12 protein-coding genes are annotated in these 12,681 nt (G+C 58.8%); 8 read left to right on the forward strand and 4 right to left on the reverse strand.

Going from position 1 to position 12,681, the window contains the following annotated elements:
• Nucleotides 1-9: 9 nt before the first annotated feature.
• From opp3b to BN1189_RS07625, 5 genes are read left to right on the forward strand one after another with little or no spacing between them, the layout of a single operon-like run.
• A complete protein-coding gene (gene opp3b / locus BN1189_RS07605; RefSeq protein WP_040226989.1) occupies nucleotides 10-948 on the forward strand; it encodes an oligopeptide ABC transporter permease in 939 nt (312 codons plus the stop codon).
• Nucleotides 941-1,954: an oligopeptide ABC transporter permease gene (gene opp3C, locus BN1189_RS07610; protein WP_040226991.1), complete on the forward strand. Its 1,014-nt coding sequence runs from the start codon at nucleotides 941-943 to the stop codon at nucleotides 1,952-1,954. Before opp3b ends, opp3C begins: the two co-directional genes overlap by 8 nt.
• Nucleotides 1,955-1,965: 11 nt before the next feature.
• Nucleotides 1,966-3,963 carry an ABC transporter ATP-binding protein gene (locus tag BN1189_RS16655; protein ID WP_069201962.1) on the forward strand — a complete coding sequence of 666 codons (1,998 nt, stop codon included), beginning with the start codon at nucleotides 1,966-1,968 and terminating at the stop codon, nucleotides 3,961-3,963.
• Entirely contained in the window at nucleotides 3,960-4,304 is a 345-nt protein-coding gene (locus BN1189_RS07620; RefSeq protein ID WP_040226993.1) for a DUF3899 domain-containing protein, read from the forward strand. The genes BN1189_RS16655 and BN1189_RS07620 overlap by 4 nt, the downstream gene beginning before the upstream one ends.
• An 18-nt stretch (nucleotides 4,305-4,322) precedes the next feature.
• Entirely contained in the window at nucleotides 4,323-5,420 is a 1,098-nt protein-coding gene (locus tag BN1189_RS07625; RefSeq protein WP_040226995.1) for a M24 family metallopeptidase, read from the forward strand.
• A gap of 385 nt (nucleotides 5,421-5,805) precedes the next feature.
• Here the strand turns inward: BN1189_RS07625 and BN1189_RS07630 are convergent, their stop codons facing one another.
• The 4 genes from BN1189_RS07630 to BN1189_RS07645 form a co-directional block, all read right to left on the reverse strand.
• Complete coding sequence (locus tag BN1189_RS07630) at nucleotides 5,806-7,086, reverse strand: NAD(P)/FAD-dependent oxidoreductase (RefSeq protein WP_082194186.1); 1,281 nt, start codon at nucleotides 7,084-7,086, stop codon at nucleotides 5,806-5,808.
• The gene (locus BN1189_RS07635) at nucleotides 7,079-7,417 is read right to left on the reverse strand and encodes a (2Fe-2S)-binding protein (protein WP_040226997.1); all 339 of its coding nucleotides are present in this window, start codon (nucleotides 7,415-7,417) and stop codon (nucleotides 7,079-7,081) included. Before BN1189_RS07635 ends, BN1189_RS07630 begins: the two co-directional genes overlap by 8 nt.
• Entirely contained in the window at nucleotides 7,410-7,682 is a 273-nt protein-coding gene (locus BN1189_RS07640; RefSeq protein WP_040226999.1) for a (2Fe-2S)-binding protein, read from the reverse strand. Before BN1189_RS07640 ends, BN1189_RS07635 begins: the two co-directional genes overlap by 8 nt.
• 63 nt (nucleotides 7,683-7,745) lie before the next feature.
• The gene (locus tag BN1189_RS07645) at nucleotides 7,746-9,356 is read right to left on the reverse strand and encodes a sigma-54 interaction domain-containing protein (RefSeq protein WP_257125397.1); all 1,611 of its coding nucleotides are present in this window, start codon (nucleotides 9,354-9,356) and stop codon (nucleotides 7,746-7,748) included.
• Nucleotides 9,357-9,514: 158 nt separating this feature from the next.
• Between BN1189_RS07645 and BN1189_RS07650 the strand changes: the two genes are divergently transcribed.
• From BN1189_RS07650 to BN1189_RS07660, 3 genes are read left to right on the forward strand one after another with little or no spacing between them, the layout of a single operon-like run.
• Entirely contained in the window at nucleotides 9,515-10,699 is a 1,185-nt protein-coding gene (locus tag BN1189_RS07650) for an NAD(P)/FAD-dependent oxidoreductase (protein ID WP_040227001.1), read from the forward strand.
• Nucleotides 10,696-11,748, forward strand: a complete 1,053-nt coding sequence (locus BN1189_RS07655; protein WP_040227003.1) for a proline racemase family protein — start codon at nucleotides 10,696-10,698, stop codon at nucleotides 11,746-11,748. Before BN1189_RS07650 ends, BN1189_RS07655 begins: the two co-directional genes overlap by 4 nt.
• Entirely contained in the window at nucleotides 11,749-12,657 is a 909-nt protein-coding gene (locus BN1189_RS07660) for a proline racemase family protein (RefSeq protein ID WP_040227005.1), read from the forward strand.
• Nucleotides 12,658-12,681: the final 24 nt, after the last annotated feature.

Below are 12,681 nucleotides of genomic sequence, written 5' to 3' on the forward strand. Positions count from 1 at the left end.
TGAGAGAGCATGAAAAAATACATTTTCAGCAGATTCGGCTATATGCTGTTCACATTTTTGCTGATCGCAACATTCACCTTCTTCCTGATGCACACGCTGCCCGGCTCGCCCTTCAATGATGAACGGCTGTCGGCGGCGCAGAAGGCGCTCATGGCGAAGCGGTACGGGCTCGATGAACCGCTGGCCGTCCAGTATTTCAAATATCTCGGCAATCTGCTTGCCGGTGATCTCGGTGTCAGCTTCCAGTTTGACGGACGCTCCGTGACGAGCATCATCGGCGAACGGATCGGTGTATCGGCGGTGCTCGGTGCACAGTCATTGATTGCCGGCACGCTGCTCGGCCTCTTGCTCGGCATCGTTGCGGCCCTGAAGCACAATACGTTTCTCGACTACGGTTCGATGATCATCGCCGTTCTCGGCCTGTCGATCCCGAACTTCGTTTTTGCAGGGCTTCTGCAGTACTGGGTCGGCGTCCGCCTCCAGTGGCTGCCGGTCGCATTCTGGGAAGGATTCGAGTATTCGATCCTTCCGACGATTGCGCTCGCGGCGTTTGTCGTGGCGACGATCGCCCGGTTCATGAGGAATGAAATGCTCGATGTGCTCGGGAACGACTATATCGTCACGGCGAGAGCCAAAGGGATCCGCGAGTCGCTGCTCATCATCCGGCATGCCCTCCGCAATGCGATGATCCCGATTGTCACGATTCTCGGACCGCTTGCGGTGTCGCTGATGACCGGCACGCTCGTCGTCGAGCAGATTTTCAGCATCCCGGGCCTCGGGGAACAGTTCGTCAAGTCGATTCTGACCAACGACTATCCGGTGATCATGGGTGTGACGCTGTTTTACAGCTTCTTCTTCATTCTCATCGTGTTCGTCGTTGATATCTTGTACGTCCTCATCGATCCGAGGATCCGGCTGACAGGAGGTGGGCGTCATGCGAATGGATGATCTGGAACTGCATGATGACTTGTTTGAGCTTTCAAGAGAAGCGGATGCGAAGAAGGCCGCGGAGGCTTCTGTGCCGTCCAACTCCTATTGGAAAGACTCCTGGGGCCGCCTCCGGAAAAATAAAGGCGCATTCGCCGGCCTGATCATGATCGGGCTCATCCTGTTCATGGCGATCGCCGGTCCGTACATGAATTCGCACGGCTTTGACGACCAGAACCTGGAGCATGCCAACCTGCCGCCGAAAGTGCCGGGACTTGAGCAGATCTCATGGCTCGGGATGAGCGGTACGGACATCCGTGGCATCGATCAATATGCGGCGAAAGATGTGCAGGACTACTACTGGTTCGGCACGGACAGCCTCGGCCGGGATATCTGGACGCGGATCTGGGAAGGGACCCGCATTTCGCTTTACATCGCGTTCCTCGCGGCTGCCCTCGACCTCGTGATCGGCGTTGCCTACGGAAGCATATCCGCCTACTATGGCGGCCGGGTCGATAATGTGATGCAGCGGGTCATCGAGGTGCTCATCGGAATTCCGAGCCTCATTGTGATCATTCTGCTGATTCTTGTCCTGCAGCCGGGAATCATTTCCATCACGCTCGCGATGGTGATCACCGGCTGGGTCAACATGGCCCGGATTGTCAGGGGACAGGTGTTGAAGCTCAAAAACCAGGAGTTTGTTCTCGCATCGCGGACATTGGGTGCGGGGGATGCCCGGCTTATGGGCGGCCATCTCATCCCGAACACGCTCGGCCCGATCATCATCACGACGATGTTCACGATTCCGAACGCCATCTTCACGGAGGCATTTCTGAGCTTCATCGGTCTCGGTCTCCAGCCGCCGATCGCGTCGCTCGGAACGCTCGTCAACGACGGCTTTAAAATGATGAAGATTTATCCGCATCTCCTGATGTACTCGTCGATCATCATCAGTATGATCATGGTGAGTTTCAACCTGCTCGGAGACGGGCTGCGGGATTCGTTGGATCCTAAAATGCGCAAATGAGGAGGAGGACGATGGAAACCATCCTTTCAGTAAACAACTTGAAAGTCTCATTCGATACGGATGCAGGAGAAGTCCAGGCGGTCCGTGGAGTGGAGTTCGACCTCCAGCGCGGAGAAATCCTCGCGGTCGTCGGGGAGTCGGGATCCGGCAAGTCGGTCATGTCCAAGAGCCTCGCCGGACTCGTGCCGAAACCCGCCGGACGGATCAAGGAAGGAAGCATCCTTTACAAGGGAGAAGACGTCACTAAGTTCAGCAAAAAGCGTCTGCGTGCACTCCGCGGAGCGGAAATCTCGATCATCTTCCAGGACCCGATGACGTCGCTCAATCCGACGATGCCCGTGAAAAAGCAGATCATGGAGGGGATTCTGACCCACCAGGACGTCTCGCGGAAACAGGCGGAGGAGAAGGTGCTTGAGCTCCTCAAGCTCGTGGGCATCCCGGACGCGGAAACCCGTGCCGGACTATATCCGCACCAGTTTTCCGGCGGCATGCAGCAGCGCGTGGTCATCGCGATGGCGCTTGCCTGCAACCCGGAAATCGTCATCGCGGACGAGCCGACGACGGCGCTCGATGTTTCGGTCCAGGCCCAGATTTTGGAGCTGATCAAAGACTTGCGCGACAAGACCGGCACTTCCTTTATTTTCATCACGCATGACCTTGGCGTCGTAGCGGAAGTCGCGGACCGGGTGGCAGTCATGTATGCAGGGAAAATCGTGGAGATCGGGAAGACGGATGAAGTGTTTTACAATCCTCAGCACCCGTATACGAAAGGCCTGCTCGAAGCGATGCCGGATCTCAAGCTCGGCAGCGACGATCTGAAGACGATCCCCGGTTCACCGCCGAATCTGCTTTACCCGCCGGAAGGGGATGCGTTTGCGGAGCGGAACGAATATGCCCTTAAAATCGATCATGAGCTTGACCCGCCGATGTTCAAGGTTACGGATACCCACTATGCCGCGACTTGGCTGTTGCATGAAAAGGCGAAGAAGGTGGCGCTCCGCATCGGACAGATGAGGGTGAAGGAAGAGTTGCTCTCACATGCCGGGGAAATCACCGTGCCGGCGCGAGAGGAAAAACTCCTGGAGATCCGGGATTTGAAACAGCATTTTCAGATCGGCAAGAAGAACATCGTGAAGGCGGTGGACGGAATTTCGCTGGATGTGTTCAGGGGAGAGACTTTCGGGCTCGTCGGAGAATCGGGTTGCGGAAAGTCGACGACCGGCCGGACGATCATCGGGCTCAATCCGCATTCCGGCGGGGAGGTCCGCTATCTGGGAGAAGACGTCCGGTCCATGAAGCGGTCGGAACTGAACAAGAAAATCCAGATGGTGTTCCAGGATCCTTACTCTTCCCTCAATCCCCGTTGGACGGTCGCCGATATCATTGCCGAAGGAATGGATATCCACCGGCTTTACTCGAGCCGATCGGAGCGGATGGAGAAAGTCCATCAGCTTCTGGAAACTGTCGGCTTGGCAAAAGAGCACGCCAACCGATATCCGCATGAATTCAGCGGCGGGCAGAGGCAGCGGATCGGGATTGCTCGTGCTTTGGCTGTGGAACCGGATCTGATCATTGCGGACGAGCCGATTTCGGCGCTCGATGTATCCATCCAGGCGCAGATCGTCAACTTGCTGAAAAAGCTTCAGAGGGAAAAAGGGTTGACGTATATTTTCATCGCTCATGATCTGTCGATGGTCCGCTACATCAGCGACCGGGTCGGCGTCATGTACAAGGGCCGCCTCGTCGAAGTGGCGGAGAGTGATGAACTGTACGAAAATCCTCTGCATCCATACACCCGGTCCCTCCTGTCCGCCATTCCGGTGGCCGACCCTCATGCGACCAGATCGAGGGAGCGGCTGGAGAAACCGGAGATCGTGCACTCGGAGGATGACATGCTTCGCGAAGTCGCACCCGGTCATTGGCTGCTTTGTTCCGAAGAAGCGGCGGCCGAGCGAAGAGGCGGGAGTGCTGACAACGGGCTCATCCTGGCAGGAGGGGAATTGGTATGAAGCGGGTGCTGACCAGATGCCTGGCCCCCGCGGTTCTGTTGCTGACAGCCGATTTCGTCTCCGGCGGGAAACTGTCGGATCCGCTGTTCCTGCTCGGGGCTGCCCTGTTTTTCGCGGGAGGAGTCGTGCAGGTTGTCCGGGCGGGGGTGTTTGATGGATTCATCCGGTCGTTCAAATCGTTCCGCCGCCAATCATCAAAGGTGGAAGCGTACGTGTCCGGGATGACGGACGCAGAGGAAGTGTCAGGACCGGCGAAGGAAACCGATGCATTCAGGCTCGCCGTAATCCTGGGCGGCCTGCTCATCTGCGGAACGGGATTCAACGGGATTTACTTATATTGATCAAAGGGAGATGGAGAAATGAGTCACTATGATACAATCCGCACCGAAATGGAACGTCTTGGGCTGGACGGTTTCATGATCACGGGGGAATGGAACCGGCGGTATGTGTCCGGATTTACAGGTAGCAACGGGGCGGTCCTGATCACCCGGGATCATGCGGAGTTCATTACGGATTATCGGTATTTTGAACAGGCGGGGCAGCAGACGGGGCTGGAGGTCGTGCTGCATGCGGAACATACCGGGCACAAGCAGAAGATCTATGATGAAGTCACTCGGGAGGTCGAGAAGCATGGGTTGCGCCGCGTCGGGTTCGAGCAGCAGCACGTCAGCTTCGGCAACTACGAGCGCTTAAAGGGGCAGACGGATGCGGAGCTCGTGCCGACGTATGACCTGATCGAGAACATCCGGATGATCAAGACGCCGGAAGAAATCGAGAAGCTGCGAATCGCCTCGAGGATCACGGATGATGCGTACGAGCACATCCTCGGATTCATCCGGCCGGGCCAGAAAGAGACGGACGTGGCAGATGAACTCGTCCGGTTCATAAAGGAGCAGGGGGGCCATTCGGTCGGGTTCTATCCGATCGTCGCTTCCGGGATCCGTTCGTCGATGCCGCACGGCCGGGCGAGCGACAAGATGATCGGGCAAGGGGAGATGATCACGATTGATTTCGGTGCGAATTTCGAGGGCTATTGGTCGGATATTTCCCGCACGGTATCGGTCGGCGAACCAAGCTCCGAAATGCTCGAGATCCAGGATGTCGTGCTGCGCTCGTTCCTGAATTGTCGCAGCCAGATCAAGCCGGGCATGACGGACAGCGAAGTCGATGAGAAGATGCGGGAAGTGCTGATCGAGAGCGGATTCAATGAGCGATCCGGCACAGGGACCGGTCACGGCATCGGGCTGGAAGTCCACGAAAAGCCGCTGTTCTCGGTCGACTCCGAAAAAGTGCTCCAGCCGAATATGGTCATCACGATCGAGCCGGGCATCTACCTGCCGGGCGTCGGCGGGGCACGTGTGGAAGACGTGCTGCTCATCACCGAAGACGGCTGCGAAGTGCTGACGCCGTCGACGAAGGAACTTGTCGTCCTCGACGTAGCGGGTGCACTAAAATAATGAAGAAAGAAGGGCCGTCCGGGAGGAATCCGGATGGCCCTTCTTTGGGGAAGAGTGTCAACTTCGGATGGATGAGTGTCAACTTTAGAGAAGTGGGCGTTAACTTTCGCCGGGCGAGTGTCAACTTTGTTGGAAAGTGGTGTGAGGAATGCTCGTTGAACCCAATTGCGGCTCACTCGCCGGGTTCCGATAACACTTGGTTCGGTTGCGATAACACTCGGCCGTCCTCCGGTAACACTCACGTGTCTTCCGATTACACTCGGACCCGCTCCGATTACACTCGCCCGTCCTCCGATCACACTCAGCCTCGCTCCGCTAACACTCACCTCATCCCCTCATCAAAAAAGCCTTGCTCCTCCTCAGGAACAAGGCTTACACAACCCGCTCAAACCCCGAGCGGTTCTTCTTTTTCCACAGACTCTTCAACAACCGACTCCCCAGCCACAAACCTTCCCCGTTTCCGACTTTCCGCGTACTCATCCCAGTATTGCTGCATTTTCTTCCGCCCTTCTTCGACTTCGGGGTGGAACTGGATGTGGGCGTTTCGGCGGGTTTTGCCGATGTAGTCGACGGCTTCCCGGCGGATGTCGGAGAGGCCTTCGCGGCCGGTGTTCCGGGCGATGGAGAGGGCGGCGGCGACGCCTTGGGCCATGGCGACTTTGGCGCCTTCGATGCCGGTGATGTTGCCGGCGACGTAGAGGCCGTAGACCGGCGTTTCCATTTGTTCATTGTGCAGTGGAACGTATCCGCCGAGTTCGTCGATGTGGTGGAACGGGCAGCCGGTGAGGCCAATCAGTTCGGCGAGCGGATACAAGCCGCCGGCGATGCAGACGAAGTCGGCGTCGATGCGCTGCTCGGTGCCCGGGACGATGTTGCCGTCAGGGGTGACGGTGGCGATGAGGACGCCTTCGACTTGTTCGGTCCCGATGATTTCGATGACGGCTTTGCGGAGCATGACCGGGATGCCCCACATTTTGACGCCGCTTTTCGGATAGAATGTGATGCCCAGTTTTTTCATGAAGTCGTTTTGCATGAGCTTGCTGCCGAGCTGGACGAATTTGGACGGGGCCATGTGGGAGACGTGGAGCAGGGAGTCCATGACGTCCGCCGGATTGGCGCTGTCTTTGTTTACTTCGTTCATTTTCGGGAGGGCGATGGCGGCGACGTCGATGCCGGCGATGTTCAGCTCCATGGCGATCGCCGAGGAGAGGACGTTCACGCCGATGATGACGCCTCGGCTGCCCGGTTTGACCCGGTGGACGTTCGTCATCACTTGGGCGGCGCCGACGCTCATGACGCCGGGCAGTGTCCAACCGGGGATGGCGACCGGTGTTTCGGCGGCACCTGTCGCAAGGAGAAGGGACGGCGCCGTGAAGGTTTCCCGGTCGGTGTAGACGTGCCAGATGCCGCCGGTCTGCTCGATGTTCGAGACGGCGGTTCCGAGCCGGATGTCGAGGGCGAGCGCCCGGGCGCGATCTTCGAGCTTCCGGGTTTCCTCGATGCCGTTCCACCATTTGCCGCCGGGTTCTTCGTAGAGCTGTCCGAGCAGACGGCCGCCCGGTTTCAAGTATTCGTCGAGGATGAGGACGTCGAGCCCGCATTCCGCGGCGGTGATACCGGCGGAGAGGCCGGCGGGTCCGCATCCGATGATGATCACGTCAGCCATTGTTTTTCCTCCAATCCCGAACCGGTGCGTCCAGCTGTCCGCCGCCCTTGACGACCATGCCGTCTTTGACCGGCGTGAGGCATGCGCGTACGCCTTGTTCGCCGTCGACCGTCACCCGGCATTCGAAGCAGTGGCCGATGTTGCAATAAATGCCGCGCGGGCTGCCGCTTTCTTCGTGACGGCGGAGCGTCCGTACGCCGTTCGCGAGAAGCGCGGCCGCGATCGGCTCGTTTTCGATGCCTTCGTATTCCTTCCCGTTGAAAAGAAACTTCACCGTGCGCGTATCATTCAGCTTTCCGAGCACCGGGTGATCCAGAATCCGTTCAGTCATTGCCGATCGCCCCCAGATCTCCGAAGTGGACCGGCCGGACAGGCGGCTGGTATTTGAGTGTCACTTGCGTGGCGTCCCGCTCCGTCACGGTGCAGGCGATGGCGTCCACCATGTTGCGGCAAGTCCGGCCACCGCAATAGCCCATGCCGGCGCGCGTCCGCAGTTTCAGTTCGCGTGCGTTGCAGTTGTATGCTTCTGCAGTTTCAAGCAGCTCCCCGTAGGTCACTTCTTCGCATCTGCAGATGATCATTTCCTTGTCGGTCATTGCACTCACCTCTGGACTAGACTTTTGATGCTATCCGTTCTGGATGCAAGATTGGTGCCAATTTCACAGGCTGATGCCGAGCTTGTTCATCCGGTTATATAAAGTCGCCCTCGTGATGCCGAGATTGGCGGCGCAGAGCTGCTTGTTCCCGCCGGCGTTTTTCAGCTCCCGGAGCAGGATCGAGCGCTCGTATTCCTGCAGTTGTTCGGTGAGGGTGCCGCCGGCGGCACGTGCCGGTTCTCCGCTCTCGCCTTGCTGAACCGGCCCGGTGACGCGCTCGATTTCCGGGGGCAGGTCTTCGCTCCGGATGTCGCCGTTGTCGGAGAAGATGACGAGCCGTTCGATCACGTTCCGGAGTTCGCGGATGTTCCCCGGCCAGGAGTGTTTCAGGAGCGACTGCATGACTTCCTGGGACACGCCGTGGATCGGCCGGTTGTATTTCATCGAGAATTCGTAGAGGAAGTAGTGGGTCAGTTCCAGGATGTCTTCGATCCGGTCGCGGAGCGGCGGGATCCGGATGTTGACGACGTTCAGCCGGTAGTACAGGTCCTCGCGGAATTTCCCCTCGTCGACGAGCTCTTTCAGGTTGCGGTTCGTGGCGGCGACGACGCGGAAATCGACTTCGATCTCTTTCGTCCCGCCGACTCGGAAGAACCTCTTTTCCTGAAGCAGACGGAGGAACTTCACCTGCATCTCGAGCGGCATTTCTCCGATCTCATCGAGGAACAGGGTGCCGCCTTTTGCGAGTTCGACTTTGCCTTTTTTCCCTTTGGCGTCGGCGCCGGAGAATGCACCTTTTTCGTAGCCGAAGATTTCGCTTTCGAACAGGCTTTCCGAAATGGCGCCGCAGTTGATGGCGATGAACGGGGCGTCGTCCTCTTCGCGCAGATGGTGGACGGCTTTTGCGAACAGTTCCTTGCCGGTGCCGCTTTCCCCGTTGATGAGGATGCTGGCGTTCGTCCGTGCCGCTTTCGTCGTCAGGTCAATCGTCCGTTTCAGTTCCCGGCTGTTCCCTTTTATATAGGAGAACGGGTCGGCGGAAGGAGAGGTTTTCCGGATCTGCTCTTCCAGCCGGAACAGCTTTTCCGATGTGCTGTGAAGCTCGTTGTTTAGCCGGATCTGGCTCGTGATGTCGGTCTCCGCGACAACGGCGCCGATCGTCTTCCCTTCAAGCCGGACCGGATTGGAATTGATGAGCACGACGAGGTCTTCGCGTGCGTGGTGCTGCTGGTGGAGGACGGAGGAGCCGGTCTTCAGGGAATTCAGGATTTCAAGCTGGTCGGACCGGAAGAAGTCGGTGATCGGCTTGCCGATGATGTCTTCCTCTTTGAGAGAGAAGATGTCCTCCGCCCCGCGGGTCCAGTGGACGACGCGGGCTTTTTCGTCGATGACGGTGCACGATTCATTAATCGTCCCGAGAATCGTCTCCAGGTAGGCGCATTTGCGCTTGAAGGCGTCCAGCATGTTTACGGCGACCGTTTCATAGCTTAAGTGGCCGATTTTCCCGCCGTGTTCATCTTCGACGAGCAGGAACGGGTAGTCCCCGAGCAGGGCGAGCGCTTCTTCGAGCGGACGGCCGGCGCGGATGGACAAGACCGGCCCGCCGTCCAGTTCGTCCGGTGCCTCGGAGCGGCTCATGAAAAAATCGACTTTCAGCGGCGTTTGAAGCATCATCATGGCTCCTCCTGTCTAAAAGGTTTGTCACTGTCCAATATATTTTACATGACTTGGCCCTTTATTCAATAGAATATTTGGAATTGGTGAGATTGTCAGAGTTGGCATGGGTCTTGCATTAGATTAAGCGTGCAAGGATTTCAGGAAGGGGGAACGAAATGTCATCCCATATAAATCGAGATGTTGTCGTCATCGGCGGCGGGATCATCGGAGCCGCCATCGCCTACTACGGGACCCAATCAGGACTCGACATCACGGTCCTCGAAAAGGGGTCGCTTGCGAGCGGCACTTCTTCCCGCTGTGACGGCAATATTCTGGCCATTGATAAAGATCCTGGCTTCGACAGCCAGATGTCGCTCGTCAGCCAGCGGCTCGTCCACGAACTGAGCAGCGAACTGGAAGTGCCGTTTGAATACCGCAACCCGGGAAGCATCCTCGTCTGCGAGAACGACGCGGAAATGGAGGCGGCCCAGCAATGGGTCAACCAGCAGCTGGCGGCGGGGCTCGACTTCAAGATGCTCGACCGCGAGGACCTGCGGAATGAATCCAAATACTTTGCGGACGATCTGTACGGCGGGCTTGAATGCAAGACCGATTCGACGGTCAATCCGTATATGCTGACGTTTTCGATGTTCCATTCGGCGAAGAAGCAAGGGGCCCGGATCCATACGAACACGGAAGTGAAAAACCTCCGGCGCAATCCGGACGGCACGTTCACGATCGAGACGGACGGGGTGACATACACCGCGAATAAAGTCGTCAATGCCGGCGGGGTCTGGGCGCCGCGGATCGGCCAGATGCTCGGGGTCGATGTTCCGATCCATCCGAGGAAAGGCCAGCTCATCGTCGCCTCCCGGCAGGAGCCGGTCGGACTCAGGAAAGTGATGGAGTTCGGCTACCTCATCTCCAAATTCGGCGGGGAGCGGGTCGTCGATGAAATGACGGAGAAATACGGAGTGGCGCTCGTGTTCGAGCCGACGGAAAGCCAGAACTTCCTGATCGGCAGCAGCCGTGAATTTGCCGGGTTCGATACGCGCGTAAACCACGAAGTGACGCGTTACATCGCCAAGCGGGCGGTCCGCTTTTATCCGAAAATGGCCGATATGACGGTGATCCGGACGTATGCGGGGCTCCGCCCGTGGACGGAGGACCATCTGCCGATCATCTCTGAAGCGGAAGGCGTTCCGGGCTTCTTCATCGCGGCAGGCCATGAAGGCGACGGCATCAGCCTGGCGGCGGTGACCGGGAAAGTGGTGGAAGAAATGCTGAACGGCAAACAGACGTGCATCCCGACGGAGCCCGTCCGGCTGGGCCGGTTCAAGGAAAAGGTGGGGGTTTCATGAAAAGCCAGCGTGTATTCCAGACGATCGATACACATACCGGCGGGAATCCGACCCGCACGGTCATCAGCGGACTGCCGCCCCTGAACGGGGAGACGATGTCCGAAAAGATGCTCGACATGCAGAACCGGTTCGACTGGATCCGGAAGTTCCTCATGAATGAGCCGAGGGGACACGGCGTCATGTCGGGCGCGCTCATGACGGACCCGTGCCATCCGGACGCCGATGTCGGCGTGATCTATATCGAGACCGGCGGCTATCTCCCGATGTGCGGGCATGACACGATCGGGTTCTGCACGGCGCTCGTCGAGGCGGGCCTGATCGAAGTGAAGGAACCGTTCACGGACATCAAGGTCGATACGCCGGCGGGTCTTGTCGAGGTCAGGGTCCGGGTCGAGGACGGCAAGGCGAAGGAAGTGACGTTCGAAAACGTGCCGGCGTTCCTGCTGAAGTCGGTCGGGATCGACGTGGACGGGATCGGACATGTTGAAGCCGACATCGCCTACGGCGGCAACTTCTACGGCATCATCGACGCACGGAAGCTCGGACTGACGCTCACCGAGGACCATTCCGCGGAGATCATCAGCAAGGCGATCCGGATCCGGAACGCGATCAATGAACAGGAAGAAATCGTGCATCCGCAGTATCCGTTCATCAGTGGGCTCACGCATATCGAGTTCTTCACCGATCCGGTGCACCCGGAAGCGGACGTGAAAAACACCGTCATCGTCCCGCCGGGCGGCATCGATCGCTCGCCGTGCGGCACGGGGACGTCCGCGAAGCTCGCGACGCTGCATGCCCGAGGGGAAATCGGTGAGAACGAGCCGTTCGTCCATGAAAGCATCGTCGGCACGCTGTTCCGTGCCCGGGTGCTCGGCACGGCGGATGCGGGCGGCAAGGAGGCGGTCCTGACGGAAGTGTCCGGTTCGGCCTGGATCATGGGAATGCACCGGTTCTTCTACAACGAGCGCGATCCGCTCCGCGAAGGGTATCTGCTCATCCCGCCGATGGAGCATGAAACGCCGCAGGAAACTGCGAAGGGGGGAGTCTGAATGGAGTTCAAAAAACTTTACAGCTCAATCGACGCCCATGCCGCCGGCGAAGCGTACCGCATCGTGACCCAGTCGCCGATCCGGCCTGTCGGGAGGGACATCCGGGAAAAGGCGGCGCAACTGTCGGCCGGATTCCGGACGGAAAAGAACCTGCTCCTGAACGAGCCGCGCGGCCACCGGGGCATGCACGGCTGCATCGTCACCGATTCGGCGGGGGCGGATGCGGGACTGTTGTTCTTCGTCCATGACCGGGTGAGCACATTCAAGTACGAAGGCGTCATGGCCGCACTCACTGCACTTCTTGAAACGGGCAATCTGGCCGTAGCGGAAACCGGTGAATATACGGTGGACACGGTCACCGGCATCCACAGGGTGAAAGCGGACGTCTCGGGGGACGAAGTGCGGGCCGTGCAAGTGGAAAGCCGCTCCGCGGAAGTGTCCGGTGAGCCGGAACGCCCGTCGGTCAGGATCGACGGGGAACGGGACTATCTGATTTATCCGCTGCCTGCGGACATCCCGGCGATCGAACTGAATCATCTCGCGGCCATCGCCGACTGGGGACTTGCGAAGACCCGCAGCCTGACTGACGAGAAAGTGCCGTTCACCGGCGTCATCCTCGTCGAGAAGGTTGCGGACGGAAAGGTGAGGACGGTGACCTTCGAGCCGGACGGCTACATCCTCCGCTCGCCGGGCGCCGACACGACACTCGCGCTTCTCGCCGAACAGGCCAAGCGGACCGGCGCCGGGACGATTGAAAACGACAGCATCTTCGGAAGCCCGCTCACCGCGGAACTGACGGACGGCGACCGGCTCGCCGGCACCGTCCGCACCGAACCGTTCATCACCGGCACGCACGACTTTGTCTTCGACCGCGAAGATCCGCTCGAACAAGGCTTCGTCATCGCCTGACCGGCCATAGCCATAATTAATTCA

Source organism: Bhargavaea cecembensis (assembly GCF_000826125.2).
Taxonomy (GTDB): Bacteria; Bacillota; Bacilli; order Bacillales_A; family Planococcaceae; genus Bhargavaea; species Bhargavaea cecembensis_B.

Coding starts and splice junctions, on each gene's coding strand:
- BN1189_RS07660 (WP_040227005.1), top strand. CDS start 11,749: ATGGAGTTCAAAAAACTTTACAGCTCAATCGACGCCCATGCCGCCGGC.
- BN1189_RS07635 (WP_040226997.1), bottom strand. CDS start 7,417: ATGACTGAACGGATTCTGGATCACCCGGTGCTCGGAAAGCTGAATGAT.
- BN1189_RS07640 (WP_040226999.1), bottom strand. CDS start 7,682: ATGACCGACAAGGAAATGATCATCTGCAGATGCGAAGAAGTGACCTAC.
- BN1189_RS07655 (WP_040227003.1), top strand. CDS start 10,696: ATGAAAAGCCAGCGTGTATTCCAGACGATCGATACACATACCGGCGGG.
- opp3b (WP_040226989.1), top strand. CDS start 10: ATGAAAAAATACATTTTCAGCAGATTCGGCTATATGCTGTTCACATTT.
- BN1189_RS07630 (WP_082194186.1), bottom strand. CDS start 7,086: ATGGCTGACGTGATCATCATCGGATGCGGACCCGCCGGCCTCTCCGCC.
- BN1189_RS07620 (WP_040226993.1), top strand. CDS start 3,960: ATGAAGCGGGTGCTGACCAGATGCCTGGCCCCCGCGGTTCTGTTGCTG.
- opp3C (WP_040226991.1), top strand. CDS start 941: ATGGATGATCTGGAACTGCATGATGACTTGTTTGAGCTTTCAAGAGAA.
- BN1189_RS07625 (WP_040226995.1), top strand. CDS start 4,323: ATGAGTCACTATGATACAATCCGCACCGAAATGGAACGTCTTGGGCTG.
- BN1189_RS07645 (WP_257125397.1), bottom strand. CDS start 9,356: ATGATGCTTCAAACGCCGCTGAAAGTCGATTTTTTCATGAGCCGCTCC.
- BN1189_RS07650 (WP_040227001.1), top strand. CDS start 9,515: ATGTCATCCCATATAAATCGAGATGTTGTCGTCATCGGCGGCGGGATC.
- BN1189_RS16655 (WP_069201962.1), top strand. CDS start 1,966: ATGGAAACCATCCTTTCAGTAAACAACTTGAAAGTCTCATTCGATACG.